This window comes from Klebsiella sp. S69 (assembly GCF_016516145.1).
GTDB classification, from domain to species: domain Bacteria; phylum Pseudomonadota; class Gammaproteobacteria; order Enterobacterales; family Enterobacteriaceae; genus Klebsiella; species Klebsiella oxytoca.
Window position 1 is genome coordinate 108135 of the sequence record NZ_JACVUU010000013.1, and the last position, 17333, is coordinate 125467.

The window sequence follows — 17333 nt, forward strand, 5'->3', positions numbered from 1 at the left end:
TCCTTAAGCCAGATTTACTACAGAAGCCTTAAAGGCGTCTGAGGATGAGGTGTGTTGAAACCAGGCAAGCTGATGATGTAATCGCACCACTTCGCCCACTACCAGCAGCGCGGGCATCGGGGCATCTTTCGCCAGGTTTTCGAGTTGTTGTAATGTGCCGGTCCGGGTTTGCTGATCGGCGCGAGTACCCCGCGAGATCACCGCCACCGGGGTGTCGCCCGCGCGACCGTTAGCGATCAGCTGAGCGCTGATTTCCGCCGCTTTCAGGCTGCCCATATAAATCGCCAGGGTCTGGCCGCTTTGCGCCAGCCGAGTCCAGTTGAGCGGGGAGTTTTCCGCACCGAAGTGCCCGGTAATAAAAGTTGCGCTTTGCGCGTAATCGCGGTGGGTCAGCGGGATCCCGGCATAAGCCGTGGCGCCAGCCGCTGCCGTCACGCCCGGGACAACCTGAAACGGAATACCGGCTTCAGCCGCAGCCTGCAGCTCTTCGCCGCCGCGCCCGAAAATAAACGGGTCGCCGCCTTTCAGGCGAATCACCGTATTGCCCGCTTTCGCCGCCTCTACCAGCATGCGGTTAATGTCCTGCTGCGGTACGGAGACGCCGGCGGCGCTTTTACCCACGCAGATTGTCTCCGCGTCGCGACGCACCAGCTCGCGGACTTCCGGCGTGACCAGATTGTCGTAAAACACCACATCCGCCTGCTGGATAGCCTGCAGGCCGCGCAGGGTCAGCAATCCAGCATCGCCAGGCCCCGCGCCGACGAGGATAATTTCACCGAGCCGCTTTTCCGGCTGTCGGAGCTCATCTTCCAGCGCCTTTTCCGCTTCGGCTTTATTGCCCGCCAGCATCAGGCTGGCAAAGCGGCCGGTAAACACGCGTTCCCAAAAACGACGGCGTTCGGCAGTGGTTTTCAGATGGGTTTTAATATGATGACGCCAGTAGCTCGCCGTTTCGGCCAGCCGCCCCAGGTTGGTGGGCAGCAGCGCTTCGATTTTTTCGCGCAAAATTCGCGACAGCACCGGCGCTTTGCCGCTGGAAGAGATAGCCACCAGCAGCGGAGAACGATCGACGATTGACGGGAAAACAAACGAGCACAGCGCCTGATTATCAACCACGTTGACCAGCCGGTAGCGCGCGTTGGCCGCGGCATAAACGCGCAGGTTCAGCGCGTCATCTTCGGTAGCGGCAATCACGAGGAATACGTTATCAAGCTGCTGCTCTTCAAATTCGGTGGCCCGCCACTGAATTTCCTGACGCTCAACCTTGCCGGCAAGTTCCGGAATTAGCGCGTCGGCGACAATCTGTACCTTCGCTTCAGCACGCAGCAGAAAGGTGATCTTGCGCGCGGCAATCTCGCCGCCGCCGATCACCAGTACGGGTCTCTCTTTCACTTCGGCAAATATCGGCAAGTATTCCACTGCGCAACAACTCTCTTACAATCAGCAATAGAGCGACTATAGGGTGCGGTTTAGAGCAAATGAAATTACGAAATGGAATGAGTTGTGACTCAAAAGAATAACGGCCTGGAAAAGCTAATATCAAAAAGTGCTTAACACGCGGTTTTTCCACCATTTAAGAGCGATTGAAATTGTTTAACCCCGATCACAGTTTCATACTACGCGGGTGAAATTGTTTTAAGTGCTAAAGGACCCCCCCTATGTTTTCCGCATTGTGCCGTCGCCTGCTTCCCCTGGCGTTGAGCGCAGGTTTTGTCTTCACCGCCGCCCCGGCAATAAGCGCTCTGGGCGACACCGCCAATGCTCAGGCTCGTCACATCGCTACCTTTTTTCCCGGAAGAATGACCGGTTCGCCCGCCGAGATGCTGTCGGCTGATTATTTGCGTCAGCAGTTCACGCAAATGGGCTACGAGAGCGATATTCGCAGTTTTAATACCCGATACATTTACACCAACAACGATAATCGCAAAAACTGGTAAAACGTCACCGGCAGCACGGTTATCGCCGCGCATGAGGGGAAAGATCGCCAGCAAATCATCATCATGGCCCATCTCGATACCTACGCGCCGCAGACCGATGCCGATATAGAAAATAACCTCGGCGGCCTGACGCTGCAGGGCATCGATGACAACGCCCTCGGTCTGGGAGTCATGCTGGAACTTGCTGAGCAGTTAAAGAATATCCCTACGCGTTATGGTATTCGCTTCGTCGCCACCAGCGGTGAAGAAGAGGGTCGTCTGGGTGCGCAGAATATGCTTAAGCGTATGAGCGACGCGGAGAAGAAAAATACCCTATTGGTCATTAACCTCGATAATCTGGTGGTGGGCGATAAGCTCTATTTTAATAGCGGCCGCAGCACGCCATCCTCGGTGCGCAAACTCACCCGCGACCGGGCGCTGGCTATCGCTCGTAGTAAAGGTATTAGCGCCGCCAGCAATCCTGGCCTGAATCCTGACTATCCAAAAGGGACCGGCTGCTGTAATGATGCCAGCGTGTTTGACGAAGCCGGGATTCCGGTATTGACCGTCGAAGCCACCAACTGGTCTCTGGGACGCAAAGATGGCTACCAGCAGCGCGCCAAATCTCGTTCGTTCCCGGACGGTACCAGTTGGCACAACGTTCAGCTGGATAACCAGCAATATATTGATAAAGCCCTGCCGGGCCGTATTGCTCAGCGCAGCCGCGATGTGATGAGGGTTATGCTGCCGCTGGTGAAAGAGCTGGCGAAGGCGGAGAAGAGACCCGCCTCAAAATAGACTAACGATAAAGTGCGGCAACAAGGACTGTCGCCATGATGCGTTTTCATTTTTTAATACCGTTGTTCCTGCTACTGGCTGTTAGCATGCGCTCCATCGCCGACAGCCAGGTCTATATCTGGGGAGCTGAAAAAACGCTGCCCCGAACCTGTTCAGATAACAAATACGCCACCACTGACCTCTCACCTCTGTCAAATTATACCTGAGGTGAATGGAGTATTTCGGAGTCCCATAAGTCGTTGAGCGCATTTGCGATGCGCTCGCGTCTGGCCGTTTCCGTTGCCTGCTGGCGCTGTTTAACCAGGGGTTTAAGCTGCACGATAAACTCATGCGTGGGCGCTGGCAGACTGCTTTCGTCAACGGGAATTTCTTGCCCGGTATCACGGTTAAAGACCTTTACACCGTAGGTTGGCACATGAGCAAAAATGGCCTTATCCTGCAGCGCCTCGCTAATACCTGACATCGTTTGCCCATCAAAGCGCAGCTGGACGGCCTTGCTCCACTTATCGCCAAAATAGATCATTCTGGATAAAAAGTAGCTGCCAAAAGGCTCTCTGACGCCGCTTTCCGAGTGCATAAACCAGGCCCGGGAATCATGGATATAGTTATCATACAGAGTGATCAGCCCGCTGATTTTATCGTTCTGCTCTCGTTTCAACAGGCACGGCTCAATATGCTGACGGAATCTGTACTCGCCCGCCTGCTTAAATCGCAGATATTCATAGGCTTCATTCTGATGGGTATAAAAGTAGGCCGCCTGGGCGAGCAGTGGATCCAGTATCTGTAGATTTGCCGCCGTCGTGCTTATCTCCCATGAAAAGCCGGTTTCGGCACTTGCGGCAATAGTGCAGGTGGCCGAATCGATCGCCCCCTGCGCTTTCTGCTTCATCGCCGGTTTAAACAGCGCCTGGGGGCGAGCTTTACGCATGTAGTCCGCCGCAAACTCGGTGGCGGCTTCCCAAAGCTGACCGCGGGCGTTGTTGGCATCGAACAACGGTTGCCCAACAAGCTCCGGGCCAGGGAACCAATTTTCATCGCCCCTGTGTCTGGACGCCTCTTTATTACGCGCCTGCGCTATCGCCTCAGCTTTGCATTGCAAAAGCGACCACTCACGGGCAAGGGCGCGCTGCGCCTGTTGGCTGAACCCTGCCGCATACGGCTGGACGGTAATCTCCGGGTGCTGGGCCGCATGCTGGAAGAAGGGCTGCGACGTGAGATTTATTGGCGATGTCCTGGGCGAAGCAAAACGTGCGATACGCCAGCCGGTCATCCAGATCATTTCCGCTTCCAGCATCTCTTCCAGACAGACTGACTCAAAACGAAACGGCGCGTAGATAGCATCGTCAGACAGCGGATCCTCCTGCTGATTGTCAAGGGAGAGGGTCGATCGCCAGTTGTTAAAGGTGTCTACCAGTCCGGGATAAAAATCAAATTCCCCAACTGAAGCAAAACTCATTTCCCGAAAGATATACATTTGCCTGAAATCCGGGTGCAACAGGGCAAAAACATCAGGATGAAACGACAGCGGCGCCCCGGCATCCATCGCGGCCGCATACATATCATGCAGAGTAATTTGCGATAACAGATCGCCCGCACCGCCCCGGCCCTTGCCCTGATCCCCACAGGGGTATCCCCCGCCAACGTCGGAGTGCATACCGGGGTAGACCACTTCCTGAGTCTGGGATAAATAGCTGCCAGCGGCGGTACGGATGGAGTCCAACGAAAATGCCTGGCGCTGCTCGTGAGCCGCCACCAGATGATAGCAGCGCTTGATTAACCCTGACTGCGTCAGCGGCTGCGTCTGTTCCGCCCAGCCGTTGTGACCGGTAAAGCCCGGAACCACATTGGCAATTCCCACTGCCGGCACGGTATCAAAGAGGCCTAAAAATTCCACCGAAACCTTCACGCCGAGCAGCGTTCCTGCCGGGAAACCGAGTAGCCCTTCGGCCAGCGCCTCATCCAGCCAGCTGACAAAAGCGCGGGCTTCTGCCGCGCCGCGGGAAAAACCGTACACAAACAGCTTTATCGCTGCCGTCTTGCACTGCGCGCGCACGAATTTTTCCTGCACCAGCCTTAAGAGTTGTTCAAACATACGCAGCCGCATCCGCATCTGACCAGGCATTGTCTTCCGCGAGTCCAGATAGGCCTGGTTTACTTTTTCACGGTTGTAAGACATCGCCGCGCTGCCCGCGAATAACCCCAGTTCCACAGCCGCCGAAGTGCTGGAGCTGTTCATCGCCTGAACCGCCCTTTTCATTATGCCGTTGCCGAGGAAATTTTTTGTCACGGTATGGTTCAGGGCATTACACAGCTGCACCATCCCCCAGTTGATACGGTCCTCGCCGCCGACAGCAAACTGCAGTCCCGACGAATAATAGTCATAGGTGCCAATCTGCGGAAAAGGCGTACCAACGCCGGGAATATAGAAGGCGTAAAATCCACGCTCATTTGCCATGAGATCATCAGGCGCGCAGGCACGGTATAGTTTTGCCACGTTCGACGGGTGCGGCGGCATGCAGGCGGTATCTTTTAGCGCATTATTATTGGTACCGTCAAAAAACAGGCTGATATGCAGGCTCTTACAGCAGGGGCTGCTTTTTTGCCGGCGGGACTCCTGGCGAAATAATGCCTCCTCCCTGTCGATTTTGATTATATTGGCGTTGACCTGCCGCTGGCTTAAAAGCAACCGGCCCTCTTTCGGAAAAGCGGGAGGAACCCAGCACGGATCGCCCGTAGTGGTAAGCTGATGATTACCAAAACGTTTCTTAAAAGATTCGGTTATTGGGGACATTGGGCAGGCTCCGACTGGCGGTAGGGATCTTTTATCGGGTGATCAGGATGGGTCGGCCCGTGGCAGGTGGCCGTTACTTTAATCTGCTGACAGGGCAAGAAATGCACCTGCAGGCCGCAGGAATCTTCATATTCGGGAATAGTGGCCACCGCTTTATAGTGGCGATAATTTGCTTCATGATCTTTCGCATAATCACGAAATTCTTTTGTTCCCATTGGGGGCATATTTTTGGGAAACGGGTCAGGATCCACCTCCCACTCCACTACCACCTGCATATTGGGCCGCCATTTTTCCGGCAGCGATATACAGCAGGTAAACCCCCCGGCGTGTCCCCGGTAGCCGTTGACGGAGAACCAGTTGATATTCGTGCCTGCCATATGGTTATAGCCCAGCAGATTAGCCGCTACGTAGCTGCTCTTCCCGCTGCCGCGCGGTGCTTCTTTTTCTGCCGGATCACAGCCCAGCAGTAAAAAACATAACAGCGGCACTGCTTTAACTATTCCCTGCATAGTATGAACTCCGTTTCATGTCACACTGAAGGCGCAGCCTCTGCTGCGGTTAATAATGCACAGCTCACAACAATAAAATCATGGCGTTTCTGGCGGGCACTGGGCAGGCTCCGGCAGATCGAAAGGTTCTTTAATCGGGTGGTCAGGATGAGTCGGCCCGTGGCAGGTGGCCGTTACTTTAATCTGCTGACAGGGCAAGAAATGCACCTGCAGGCCGCAGGAATCTTCATATTCGGGAATAGTGGCTACCGCTTTATAATGGCGATAGTTAGCCCTGTGTTTTTCTATATATTCATCATACTTAGGGTCGCTGAATCTGGGGATATCCTTCGGAAACGGGTCAGGATCCACCTCCCACTCCACTGCCACCTGCATATTGGGCCGCCATTTTTCCGGCAGCGATATGCAGCAGGTAAACCCCCCGGCGTGTCCCCGGTAGCCGTTGACGGAGAACCAGTTGATATTCGTGCCTGCCATATGGTTATAGCCCAGCAGATTAGCCGCCACGTAGCTGGTCTTCCCGCTGCCGCGCGGTGCTTCTTTTTCTGCCGGATCACAGCCCAGCAGTAAAAAACATAACAGCGGCACTGCTTTAACTATTCTCTGCATAGTACGAATTCCGTTTCATGTCACACTGAAGGCGCAGCCTCTGCTGCGGTTAATAATGCACAGCTCACAACAATAAAATCATGGCGTTTCTGGCGGGCACTGGGCAGGCTCCGGCAGATCGAAAGGTTCTTTAATCGGGTGGTCAGGATGAGTCGGCCCGTGGCAGGTGGCCGTTACTTTAATCTGCTGACAGGGCAAGAAATGCACCTGCAGGCCGCAGGAATCTTCATATTCGGGAATAGTGGCCACCGCTTTATACTGACGAAAGGTAGCCTTATATTTTTCCATATAATGTTCATAGTTTGGATCATAGAAGTGGGGGAGATCCTTCGGAAACGGGTTAGGGTTAACCTCCCACTCCACTACCACCTGCATATTGGGCCGCCATTTTTCCGGCAGCGCTATACAGCAGGTAAACCCCCCGGCGTGTCCCCGGTAGCCGTTGACGGAGAACCAGTTGATATTCGTGCCTGCCATATGGTTATAGCCCAGCAGATTAGCCGCCACGTAGCTGGTCTTCCCGCTGCCGCGCGGTGCTTCTTTTTCTGCCGGATCACAGCCCAGCAGTAAAAAACATAACAGCGGCACTGCTTTAACTATTTCCTGCATAGTACGAACTCCGTTTCATATCATAACTATCCCGTGTGTATCCTTTACCGTCTCCACGGCTTACATCCGCCAGAAAAGTTCCTTCTGCTCAGCCAGTCTGCCATTGCAGAAGCGCCAGTCATAATTGCGCTTGCTAGCCAACCTGCAGGTGAGAAAGGGCAATTACTGTCCCTCTGGCAGGGCTGCGTGCCCTTCTCTGGCCAATGAAAGCACGCCACTACAATCCACGTAACCGATCCGGTGGGTTTTGTTAGTACGATTCGAAAAAATCTTTAGATATGCCCGGAAAGCACATCCCTGACAGTATCCACCCCGCCGCCGAAAACAACATGCGCAGCAAACGTTTTACGCATTAACCAGAGAGCAAATAGCGCGGAAAAATCCGGATGCAGATGGTAAATCAATTAAACGCGCGCTGGCATTGTATGCCGCTGGAAATGCGTCTGGAACCAAAACGCAGTGGCGGTAGAGCGAACTGCAGAAGCGATGATAGTTGTAGCGTGATGGTTCAGGTAAATCATATTTATATCCATTTCCTGTGAGGCAGCCATACGATCTGCCTGGGTAGTCGATATCGCACTGCGTTCCATTTTTAATAATCAGTAACCTTTCGGCGCTATCCTTAAGTTTCTCGTTTATGTTTTCGACGGCCCAATTTTTTCCTGGTTCACTCGTAAATAATCATTAATTTATCGCGTATGATGAGAGAACATTCCTTGATAATCCCTTCAATTTACGCAGAAAATTGTTCTGTCGTTTGCTTTTCTGATGTCTTCTCGGTTGAGGGAAAGTGCTACTTTCTTGAGAACAGGCAGTTCCCGGTTCATCTACCAGAATACCGCAAAAAAGTTTGAAAATTCTTTGATATTTACTGATGAGGTTTTTTCTGAAAGAAACTGCATCAGATAGCATGTCGAATGCAAACTCGTCCGTACCAGATTGCTGAATGAAATGTTCATCTTCGAGATATATACATCGTTTACCGGCACTTTTGGCGTAACAGCGTTCAATTCCCCCTTCAAGGGAGATATAATAATTGTCTTTTGTAACTATTTCCTTTTCAAAGAACATGACGCTACCTTGCGCTTTACTTAAGATAAAGATCCCCAGCAGACATAAATACGGAGAGGCATAAGCAAGGCGTTCAGAAAAACATTACGGTATTCATATGGTGAAAGAAAATGTGAAATTTATTCGTTCTGCATTCGCCCCGAAGGAAAAAATATAAATATAATTCGTAGTCTGTGTCAAGCCGGGAAGAAACAAGAAATTAGCGCGTAGCGGATAATTATTAGATAAGCTCGTAATAAAACATGAATCACTTACGTTGTTCATCCATGCCGGCTACACAACTAACAATAAGAATATATGAATCAATAATGAATTAATAAAATGAGATTCTTAGTTGCAGCAAAACCCAGGAAAGCCCCGGCTTGTGTTGAACACGGGCCGCAGAAAATTGAGTCGAATCCCGGCAGCTTATCTTTCGGCCTTCCCATGCCAGTTTCAGCACCCGGTTGTGTTGAAGGAGCTACAGTTATGCCTAAAATACGGTGCAGCTCAGCCGATTAAGCGGTCACAGCACCTTTTACTGTTGATTTTTCGAAGATGGTGGAAGTCAGGAGCGTGACGGCCAGCATGCCCTGGCCATCGCTAAACAGAGTTCAGCTATTTTACCCAGCTTTTATGGGGTTACGCAGGGCAGCGCCGGGACTCATATTAACCTTCGTGCAGCCCGCACTCTCTTTTCAGGCCAAAGAAGCGCGTTTCTTCCTCCGCCATCCCCGGCTCCCATTTGCGCGTGGTGTGGGTATCTCCTACCGACAAATAGCCCTGATCCCAAAGCGGATGATATTTCAGGCCGTGCTTTTGCAGATACTGGTAAACCGTGCGGTTATCCCAGTCGATGATCGGCAGCACCTTAAACACGCCACGCTGGATCGCCAGCACCGGTAAGTGGGCGCGACTGCCGGATTGCTCGCGGCGCAGGCCCGCAAACCAGGTTTGCGCGTTCAGCTCTTGCAGTGCCCGGTTCATCGGCTCAACCTTGTTGATGTCATTATATTTTTCAATGCCCTCAACGCCCTGCTCCCACAGTTTACCGTAGCGCGCTTCCTGCCATGCGGCGCTCTCCTTCGCCCGATAGACCTTCAGGTTCAGGTTGAGTTTGTCCGTTAACTCATCGATAAACTGGTAGGTTTCGGGAAACAGATAGCCGGTATCGGTCAGAATTACCGGGATATCCGGGCGTACCTGATTGACCAGATGCAGGCTCACCGCCGCCTGAATACCAAAGCTCGAAGAGAGCACGTATTCCCCCGGCAGATTTTCCAGCGCCCACGCAACGCGCGCTTCCGCGCTCAGCTTTTCCAGCTGACTATTGGTTTCCGCTAGCTGTAAAACGCGATCGACCTTCGGTAATGCGTTCAGCGCGTTTAAATCGAGTACGGACATAAGAACCTCATTTGCCTGTTTTTGCCGGGGGCCCTGCGTTTACCCGGTCGACAAGACCGCAGGCCCGGTAAGCGAAACGCCACCGGGCAGCGGGTGTTATTCCCAGAAATCCCGGGCAGGATCGAGCACCGGACGAATAATGCCCGCACGCACCGTAAAGTCGCCGAAGCCTTCACCCGCTTCGCGCTCTTTCGCCCAGCGCCCTACCAGTTCGTCGATTGAGTCGAGAATTTCCGACTCGGTAATGTTTTCCCGGTACATGCGCGGAATCCGCGTCCCGCTACGGTTGCCGCCAAGGTGCAGGTTGTAGCGGCCCGGCGCTTTACCCACCAGGCCCACTTCCGCCAGCATCGCGCGACCGCAGCCGTTCGGGCAACCGGTGACGCGGGTAACGATATGCTCGTCGCCAACGCCATGTTTGCTCATCACCGCCTCGACTTTATCGATGAATGACGGGAGGAAGCGCTCGGCTTCCGCCATCGCCAGCGGGCAGGTCGGGAATGAGACGCAAGCCATCGAATTTTCGCGCTGCGGCGTAACGGCGTTCATCAGGCCGTGCTCGCGGGCCAGCTTCTCGATCTTCGCCTTCTGATCTTCCGGTACGCTGGCAATAATCAGGTTCTGATTTGCCGTAATACGGAATTCGCCCTTATGGATCTTCGCGATCTTCAGCAGACCCGTTTTCAGCGGGCGGCCCGGATAATCAAGGATACGTCCGTTTTCAATAAACAGCGTCAGATGCCAGTTATTGTCGATACCTTTCACCCAGCCGATACGATCGCCGCGGCCGGTGAACTCGTATGGACGAATCGGTTCAAACTTGATGCCCGCCCGACGCTCCACTTCTGCTTTAAAGGTCTCAACGCCAACGCGCTCCAGGGTGTATTTGGTTTTCGCATTTTTACGGTCGGTACGGTTGCCCCAGTCGCGCTGGGTCGTCACCACCGCTTCCGCTACCGCCAGGGTATGCTCCAGCGGCAGATAGCCAAACTCGCTCGCCGTACGAGCGTAGGTTTTCTTATTGCCGTGCTCAATCGATAAACCGCCGCCCACCAGCAGATTAAAGCCCACCAGCTTGCCGTTTTCAGCAATAGCCACGAAGTTCATATCGTTCGCGTGCAGATCGATATCGTTCTGCGGCGGGATCACCACGGTCGTTTTGAACTTACGCGGCAGATAGGTCTGGCCGAGGATCGGTTCTTCATCGGTGGTGGCGACTTTCTTTTGATCCAGCCAGATCTCGGCATAGGCGCGAGTGCGCGGCAGCAGGTGCTCGGAGATCTTCTTCGCCCATTCATAAGCTTCGGCGTGCAGCTGAGACTCGTTCGGGTTGGACGTACAGAGCACGTTACGGTTCATGTCATTAGCGGTGGCCAACGCATCCAGTCCGACCGAATGCAGCATCTGGTGCACCGGCTTGACGTTCTTCTTCAGAATGCCGTGAAACTGGAAGGTCTGACGGTTGGTCAGACGGATACTGCCGTAGATGGTGTTATCGGCGGCGAATTTATCGATCGCCTGCCACTGTTTGGTGGTGATCACCCCGCCCGGCAGGCGGCAGCGCAGTAGCATCGCGTGACGCGGCTCCAGCTTCTGCGCCGCACGTTCGGCGCGGATATCGCGGTCATCCTGCTGATACATACCGTGAAAACGGATCAGCAGAAAGTTATCGCCTTTAAAACCGCCGGTCAGGCCGTCATTCAAATCTTCCGCAATGGTGCCGCGCAGGTAGTTGCTTTCGAGCTTCATGCGCTCGGCGTCAGTCAGTTTACCTTCGACCACCAGCGGGCCTGGATGTTTTTCGCTCATTAATAGACATCTCGCTGATAACGGCGCTCTACGCGCAGCTCACTTAAAAATTCGTCCGCCGCTTCGGCGTCCATCGCGCCGTATTCGGCAATCACTTCCAGTAACGTCTGCTCAACGTCTTTTGCCATACGATTGGCATCGCCGCAGACATAAATATGGGCACCGTCGTTAATCCAGCGCCACAGTTCGGCTCCCTGCTCGCGCAGTTTGTCCTGAACGTAGACTTTTTGTTGTTGATCGCGGGACCAGGCCAGGTCGATGCGGCTCAGCACGCCTTCTTTGACGTAGCTCTGCCACTCCACCTGATAGAGGAAATCTTCAGTAAAGTGCGGGTTGCCGAAGAACAGCCAGTTCTTACCCTCTGCGCCTTCCGCCGCGCGCTGCTGCATAAACGCGCGGAAAGGCGCGATGCCGGTACCGGGACCAATCATGATCACCGGCGTTTCCGGGTTCGCAGGCAAACGGAAGTTATCGTTATGCTCGATAAAAACGCGAACTTCGCCGTCTTCTTCGACGCGGTCGGCCAGGAAACTGGAAGCGCCGCCGGCACGAGCGCGACCTTCAATATCATAACGCACTACGCCAACGGTGACGTGGACTTCGCTTTCCACTTCCGCCTGCGAAGAGGCGATCGAGTAGAGCCGCGGCGTCAACGGGCGCAGCAGGTCAACCAGCGCCTGGGCATCCAGCTGCGCCGGCGAGAAACGCACCATGTCGACGATCGGCGTGGTTGCGGCGTAGTGCTGAAGCTGTGCCTTATCGCCCACCAGCGGCAGTAAAGACTCGCTGCGGGTTAAGGTGGCGTAGTTTTCCACGATATTGCCGGTGTTGACCGTCAGCTCAAAATGCCATTCCAGCGCTTCAGCAAGCGGTAGCGTTTTGCCGTCGACCGTGACCGGTTCCGTACCTGTTAGCCAGAGCAGATCCACCAGCTCCTTCACCAGCGCCGGATCGTTCTGATACCAGACGCCCAGCGCATCGCCCGGCTGATAGCGCAGGCCGGAGTCGCCGAGGTCGATTTCAATATGGCGCACATCCTTTTCTGAATCACGGCCGGTGATTTTCTGATTCACCGCCAGCGTCGCAGTCAGCGGTGCCTCTTTGGTATACGGGCTGGTGTGGATTTCATTCACCGCCCCGCTGGTAACCAGCTGAGACGGAGAAGCAGCAGGCGCGCGCGCTTTCAGCACCTCAACCACGCGAGCGCGCCATTCGGCAGCGGCGGTCTGATACTCCACATCAGCGTCAACACGATCCAGCAGGCGTTCACCGCCCAGCTCGGCCAGCTTGTTATCAAAATCTTTGCCGGACTGGCAGAAGAATTCATAGGAGGTATCGCCGAGGCCAAACACGGCAAATGCCGTATCGGTCAGCTTGGGCGCTTTCTTCGAGAACAGGAACTTATGCAGTGCGACGGCTTCTTCCGGCGGCTCACCTTCGCCTTGTGTTGACGTCACGACGACCAGCAGTTTTTCGGCGGCAATTTGTTTAAATTTATAGTCGCCTGCGTTAATCAGCTTCACATTCAGCTGCGCCGCCTGTAGATCGTCACGCAGCGCTTCAGCGATGCGGCGGGCATTGCCGGTTTGCGAGGCCGAAATCAGCGTGATGGACGGCACTTCAGCCGCCTGGGCTGGCGCAACAACCGCCGCGCCGGGCTGCTGATTCAGCATCCCCCAAAAATAGCCGGAAACCCAGGCTAGCTGGGTAGGCGTGAAGTCAGTCGTGGCCGCCTGAAGGCGCGCCATTTGCTCCGGACTCAGCGGTAGCAAATTGGAAGGTGGGGCCTGTGTCGTCATGCGTCGTTATGTTCCAGTAAGCAAAGCTGTGATTCACGCCCTGTCAGCGTGATAAAACAGAAGAGAATAGAAGGTTAACGGCGCAGATAGTAACAATTAAAGAAGGGATGGAAATAACAAATAACCAAATGGACTAACCTGTTTTAGTTATAGTTATTAACAACAAAATCGATTAAATAAGCTGCTGTAATATAAAGATATAATTCCCATAAACCGCATGGATATGTCCATTTTGTGTTCAGGACCGTTTTAGTTAATGATCAAAAATGTACTTTCCGGTACCCTACGGCGGTTTTTTTGCCATATTGAGAATAAAAGATGTCCACCACGCTGTTTAAAGATTTCACTTTCGAAGCCGCTCACCGCCTGCCGCACGTACCGGAAGGCCACAAGTGCGGACGCCTGCACGGTCACTCTTTTATGGTGCGCCTGGAGATTACCGGTGAAGTCGATCCCCATACCGGGTGGATCATGGATTTCGCCGAGCTGAAAGCCGCATTCAAACCCACCTACGATCGCCTGGATCACTACTATCTGAACGATATTCCGGGACTTTCCAATCCTACCAGCGAAGTCCTGGCAAAATGGATCTGGGAGCAGATGAAGCCTTTGGTTCCGCTACTCAGCGCGGTGATGATCAAAGAAACCTGCACGGCGGGCTGCGTCTATCGCGGCGAGTGATCCCTTTCGCCATCGCGTAGGTCGCCTGTTAGCGGCGCGATGGCCTTTTCGCCTCTCGCCGTTTCCCGCCTTGCCTGGGCAAGTTCACGGCTAGCGCACCAGATAACCGCCATCTACCGCCAGGATATGGCCATTCACGTAATCCGAAGCCCGGCTGGCCAGGAAGACGACTGCGCCCATCAGATCCTGCGCCTCACCCCAACGGCCGGCCGGAATATGCGCCAGGACGCGCCTGTTTTCCTTAGGCGTGTTGCGGACGATCGCCGTCATGTCGGTCTCATAATAGCCGGGGGCAATACCGTTAACCTGAATGTTATATGGACCGAGCTCTTCACAATAGGCTTTGGTTAACCCCGCGAGGGCATGTTTGGTTGCTGCATAAGCCGGCGACCAGCTGCCGCCTAAATAAGAAAACACCGAACAGATATTGATAATTTTGCCACCGCGGCGGGGAACCATTATTTTCGCCGCTTCATGGCTGAGCTCGAAAGCCGCCGTCAGGTTGGTCTCAATCATCGGGTCCCAGTCGGCGCGGCCAAAGCGCAGGACCTTATTCAAACGACAAATACCGGCATTGTTCACCAGGATATCGACCGTGCCGAAACGCTGGCAGCAGGCGGCGATAATGCGCTGCGGCATGCCGTTGTCGGTAATATTCGCCAGCATGAACTCCACTTCAGCGCCCTGCTGCTCAATGCGTTCACGGGTTTGCGCATTATCGACGCGTCGTCCGGGAATAAACAGATTGGCTCCCGCCGTGGCCAGAGCAAGGGCAAGAGCCTGCCCCAGTCCGCTATTCCCCCCGGTGACGATGGCGGTTTTCCCTTTGAGGGAGAAGAACTCCATAGAAAAAGCATGGGATGGCTCAATTGGCTGCATGTTTAACTCGATCCTTAAGTCAACATATCGACAGCGCGCCGGGGCGGCTGATGTACGAATCGATTATACCACCGCAGGTATGAGCGGGAATCTTAACTACTACGCTGAAGCGAGGGGGCTTGATGAATTCATATATGAATAAAGTGTTTGCCGGACAGCTATCAGCCAGCCCGGCAAAAAAGGAGGGATCAGGCGATGTTCAGATACTTATGCGTCTGCATAGATAAACGCCAGTTGCGCGCGATGCAGGTTTCGATGCACAGGCGCGTCGCGTCCTCTTTCTGGCTAATTGGCTGCAGCGCGATGATGCGCGGCTTGTCGTCAGCCAGCGTCTCCAGCAGTTCTTCGAGCGCTTCGATATCGCGCACGCGTCCAACAGGATGTTTTATTTCATCAGCTCGCTGCAGCGCCTGAGAAAGGACATCATAGCCGCCGCGCATATTCACCTTCGGCGATACCGTCACCCAGGTATGAGGCGTACAGCGAACTTCGTGAGTGCCGCTGGTTTCAATCTGGCAGCTAAAGCCGTTTTGCTCCAGCAGCAAGGTCAGCGGCGTTAAATCATGAATACAGGGTTCGCCGCCGGTAATCACCACGTGACGAGCAGTCCAGCCCTGACGCCCGATGATGGCCAGCAGATCTTCGCTACTTGCCGGGCCCCATTTATCGCTCTCTTTGGTTTTTGCCAGAATGCTGAACAGAGAGACTTCTCGATCGGCAAGTTTATCCCAGGTATGTTTGGTATCGCACCAGGCGCAACCAACCGGGCATCCCTGTAAACGAATAAAAATGGCGGGAACGCCGGTGAAGTAACCTTCGCCTTGCAAGGTCTGGAACATCTCGTTAATCGGGTACTGCATAATCATCTCTGTATTGGGTTAAGAGCGCGCATTATCGCAGATTTACTCGCGCAGATCTTGTCCTGCGCTGCGCCGCGTGGTGGGTAAGCCTAATCCTTATTGATAAACGTCCGTCAGGTGGTCGATATCTCTATCCAGGGGCGGCTGATTTAACTAGCCTGATAATAATAAGGCTACTATTAAGCGGCATAGCAGAAATTTTTGGTGTAACAAAACATGTATCACCCTGAAAGCCAAAAATAAAAATAACAAATTTAAAAATAATAAATTTCAATGATGTACAAATGGATACACGAAATAATGAATTTATTGCCATAGCGAAGGGTCAAATTCGATCCACGACGTAAAACAACCTTAAAATAACCTTAATAAACCGTACGTTATGATCTTCACCCATTTAATATCCGTTTAATTTTTCGCGCCTAGAATCCAGTCCACCAACCATAATGAGACTGCATTCATGAATACATTATTAATTACTGGCGCGACCGGATTTCTCGGTGGAGCAGTGTTAGAAAGCATTCTGAATAAAAAGAATGCGCCTAATCTATTACTGTTAGTTCGTGCAGATAATAGTGTAGCGGCCGTAGAGCGGGTAAAGGAAAATCTGCGAAAATTCAATATTAGCGAAGAGAGACTAACGGCCCTGACGCCAGGCAACATTCTGCTGGGGGATCTGGCCAATCCGCAGCCCTTTCTCGACGACCCGCGCCTGAATCAGGTTACCCACGTGCTCAACTGCGCCGCCGTCGCCTCATTTGGTAACAACCCGCTTATCTGGAAGGTCAACGTCGAAGGTACGCTGCAGTTTGCCCGGCGGATGGCTCAGGTCAGCCGCCTTGAGCGCTTTCTGCACGTCGGCACCGCGATGTCCTGCTCGCCAGACCCCGATTCTCTGGTAGCGGAAAGCACAGCGTTTCGTGAACGCGCTGCGCATCTGGTCGAGTACACGCACTCTAAATCAATGATTGAGCGTCTCATGCAGCAGGAATGCTCAACCCTACCGCTGGCGATCGCCCGTCCCTCTATTGTTGTTGGCCACACTCATCACGGCTGTCAGCCCTCCAGCAGTATTTTCTGGGTATTCAGCATGGGGCTGATGCTGCAAAAATTTATGTGTTCGATGGAAGACCGCATTGATGTGATCCCCGTCGATTACTGTGCCGATGCGCTGCTGATGCTGCTTGTCAGCCCGCTGGCGCGCGGAGAAGTGGTGCATATTTCTGCGGGGGAAGAAAACAGCGTAAGGTTTGCGGATATCGATAACGCAATGGCCTCCGCCCTCGAACAGGCGCCGGTCGGTGATAAATACGCGCAGGTCAGCTATGAAACGCTGGTCAAAATGCGTCGTGAGCTGAAGGCTATTTTTGGCCCCTGCAACGAACGGCTGATGCTAAAAGCCATGCGCCTTTACGGCGCCTTCGCCACGCTCAACGTACGATTCAGCAACGACAAGCTGCTCAGCATGGGTATGCCAAAACCGCCGCGCTTTACCGATTACATTGACCGCTGCGTACAGACCACGCGCGGGCTTTCTATCCCGCAGCAAATGGCGGTAGATTTTAAGTAGCCACTTTTGTAGAGATAAAAAAAGCCAGCCCGTAGGCTGGCTTTTTCAT

13 protein-coding genes and 1 pseudogene are annotated in these 17333 nt (G+C 53.6%); 3 read left to right on the forward strand and 11 right to left on the reverse strand.

Annotated features, from left to right (window positions below):
* Positions 1 to 3: 3 nt before the first annotated feature.
* Entirely contained in the window at positions 4 to 1410 is a 1407-nt protein-coding gene (gene cysG / locus IAE27_RS14410) for a siroheme synthase CysG (protein WP_181554164.1), read from the reverse strand.
* Positions 1411 to 1658: 248 nt separating this feature from the next.
* Between cysG and IAE27_RS14415 the strand changes: the two are divergent.
* Positions 1659 to 2714, forward strand: a pseudogene (locus tag IAE27_RS14415) (aminopeptidase).
* 196 nt (positions 2715 to 2910) lie between these two features.
* Here the strand turns inward: IAE27_RS14415 and IAE27_RS14420 are convergent.
* The 8 genes from IAE27_RS14420 to cysJ all read right to left on the reverse strand — a co-directional run bounded on the left by IAE27_RS14420 (position 2911) and on the right by cysJ (position 13294).
* A complete protein-coding gene (locus tag IAE27_RS14420; RefSeq protein ID WP_154022373.1) occupies positions 2911 to 5505 on the reverse strand; it encodes a T6SS phospholipase effector Tle1-like catalytic domain-containing protein in 2595 nt (864 codons plus the stop codon).
* A complete protein-coding gene (locus IAE27_RS14425) occupies positions 5493 to 6014 on the reverse strand; it encodes a DUF3304 domain-containing protein (protein ID WP_142447869.1) in 522 nt (173 codons plus the stop codon). The genes IAE27_RS14420 and IAE27_RS14425 overlap by 13 nt, the downstream gene beginning before the upstream one ends.
* A gap of 78 nt (positions 6015 to 6092) precedes the next feature.
* Positions 6093 to 6623 (reverse strand): DUF3304 domain-containing protein, encoded by a 531-nt coding sequence (locus tag IAE27_RS14430; RefSeq protein WP_142472857.1) that lies wholly within the window; start codon positions 6621 to 6623, stop codon positions 6093 to 6095.
* 78 nt (positions 6624 to 6701) lie between these two features.
* Complete coding sequence (locus IAE27_RS14435) at positions 6702 to 7232, reverse strand: DUF3304 domain-containing protein (RefSeq protein WP_200092587.1); 531 nt, start codon at positions 7230 to 7232, stop codon at positions 6702 to 6704.
* A gap of 684 nt (positions 7233 to 7916) precedes the next feature.
* The gene (locus IAE27_RS14440; protein ID WP_154022864.1) at positions 7917 to 8303 is read right to left on the reverse strand and encodes a hypothetical protein; all 387 of its coding nucleotides are present in this window, start codon (positions 8301 to 8303) and stop codon (positions 7917 to 7919) included.
* 648 nt (positions 8304 to 8951) lie between these two features.
* A complete protein-coding gene (gene cysH, locus IAE27_RS14445; protein WP_049095061.1) occupies positions 8952 to 9686 on the reverse strand; it encodes a phosphoadenosine phosphosulfate reductase in 735 nt (244 codons plus the stop codon).
* A 96-nt stretch (positions 9687 to 9782) separates the two neighbouring features.
* Positions 9783 to 11495, reverse strand: coding sequence for an assimilatory sulfite reductase (NADPH) hemoprotein subunit (gene cysI, locus IAE27_RS14450; RefSeq protein ID WP_004104995.1), 1713 nt, complete (start codon positions 11493 to 11495; stop codon positions 9783 to 9785).
* Positions 11495 to 13294, reverse strand: a complete 1800-nt coding sequence (gene cysJ / locus IAE27_RS14455) for an NADPH-dependent assimilatory sulfite reductase flavoprotein subunit (RefSeq protein WP_154022863.1) — start codon at positions 13292 to 13294, stop codon at positions 11495 to 11497. Before cysJ ends, cysI begins: the two co-directional genes overlap by 1 nt.
* A gap of 318 nt (positions 13295 to 13612) precedes the next feature.
* Here cysJ and queD point away from each other — a divergent pair, with 318 nt between their 5' ends.
* Complete coding sequence (gene queD / locus IAE27_RS14460; protein ID WP_004104999.1) at positions 13613 to 13975, forward strand: 6-carboxytetrahydropterin synthase QueD; 363 nt, start codon at positions 13613 to 13615, stop codon at positions 13973 to 13975.
* Positions 13976 to 14065: 90 nt separating this feature from the next.
* Here queD and IAE27_RS14465 read toward each other — a convergent pair whose 3' ends face one another.
* Together IAE27_RS14465 and queE are read right to left on the reverse strand one after the other, a co-directional pair.
* Entirely contained in the window at positions 14066 to 14854 is a 789-nt protein-coding gene (locus IAE27_RS14465; RefSeq protein WP_004114907.1) for an SDR family oxidoreductase, read from the reverse strand.
* A 188-nt stretch (positions 14855 to 15042) separates the two neighbouring features.
* Complete coding sequence (gene queE, locus IAE27_RS14470) at positions 15043 to 15714, reverse strand: 7-carboxy-7-deazaguanine synthase QueE (protein ID WP_154022862.1); 672 nt, start codon at positions 15712 to 15714, stop codon at positions 15043 to 15045.
* Between the two features lie 460 nt (positions 15715 to 16174).
* On the opposite strand from queE, the gene IAE27_RS14475 reads away from it, so the two are divergent.
* Positions 16175 to 17284 carry an SDR family oxidoreductase gene (locus tag IAE27_RS14475; RefSeq protein ID WP_004114914.1) on the forward strand — a complete coding sequence of 370 codons (1110 nt, stop codon included), beginning with the start codon at positions 16175 to 16177 and terminating at the stop codon, positions 17282 to 17284.
* Positions 17285 to 17333 lie beyond the last annotated feature (49 nt).

Coding starts and splice junctions, on each gene's coding strand:
- IAE27_RS14435 (WP_200092587.1), bottom strand. CDS start 7,232: ATGCAGGAAATAGTTAAAGCAGTGCCGCTGTTATGTTTTTTACTGCTG.
- IAE27_RS14430 (WP_142472857.1), bottom strand. CDS start 6,623: ATGCAGAGAATAGTTAAAGCAGTGCCGCTGTTATGTTTTTTACTGCTG.
- IAE27_RS14420 (WP_154022373.1), bottom strand. CDS start 5,505: ATGTCCCCAATAACCGAATCTTTTAAGAAACGTTTTGGTAATCATCAG.
- IAE27_RS14425 (WP_142447869.1), bottom strand. CDS start 6,014: ATGCAGGGAATAGTTAAAGCAGTGCCGCTGTTATGTTTTTTACTGCTG.
- IAE27_RS14440 (WP_154022864.1), bottom strand. CDS start 8,303: ATGTTCTTTGAAAAGGAAATAGTTACAAAAGACAATTATTATATCTCC.
- cysH (WP_049095061.1), bottom strand. CDS start 9,686: ATGTCCGTACTCGATTTAAACGCGCTGAACGCATTACCGAAGGTCGAT.
- cysJ (WP_154022863.1), bottom strand. CDS start 13,294: ATGACGACACAGGCCCCACCTTCCAATTTGCTACCGCTGAGTCCGGAG.
- cysI (WP_004104995.1), bottom strand. CDS start 11,495: ATGAGCGAAAAACATCCAGGCCCGCTGGTGGTCGAAGGTAAACTGACT.
- IAE27_RS14475 (WP_004114914.1), top strand. CDS start 16,175: ATGAATACATTATTAATTACTGGCGCGACCGGATTTCTCGGTGGAGCA.
- queE (WP_154022862.1), bottom strand. CDS start 15,714: ATGCAGTACCCGATTAACGAGATGTTCCAGACCTTGCAAGGCGAAGGT.
- queD (WP_004104999.1), top strand. CDS start 13,613: ATGTCCACCACGCTGTTTAAAGATTTCACTTTCGAAGCCGCTCACCGC.
- IAE27_RS14465 (WP_004114907.1), bottom strand. CDS start 14,854: ATGCAGCCAATTGAGCCATCCCATGCTTTTTCTATGGAGTTCTTCTCC.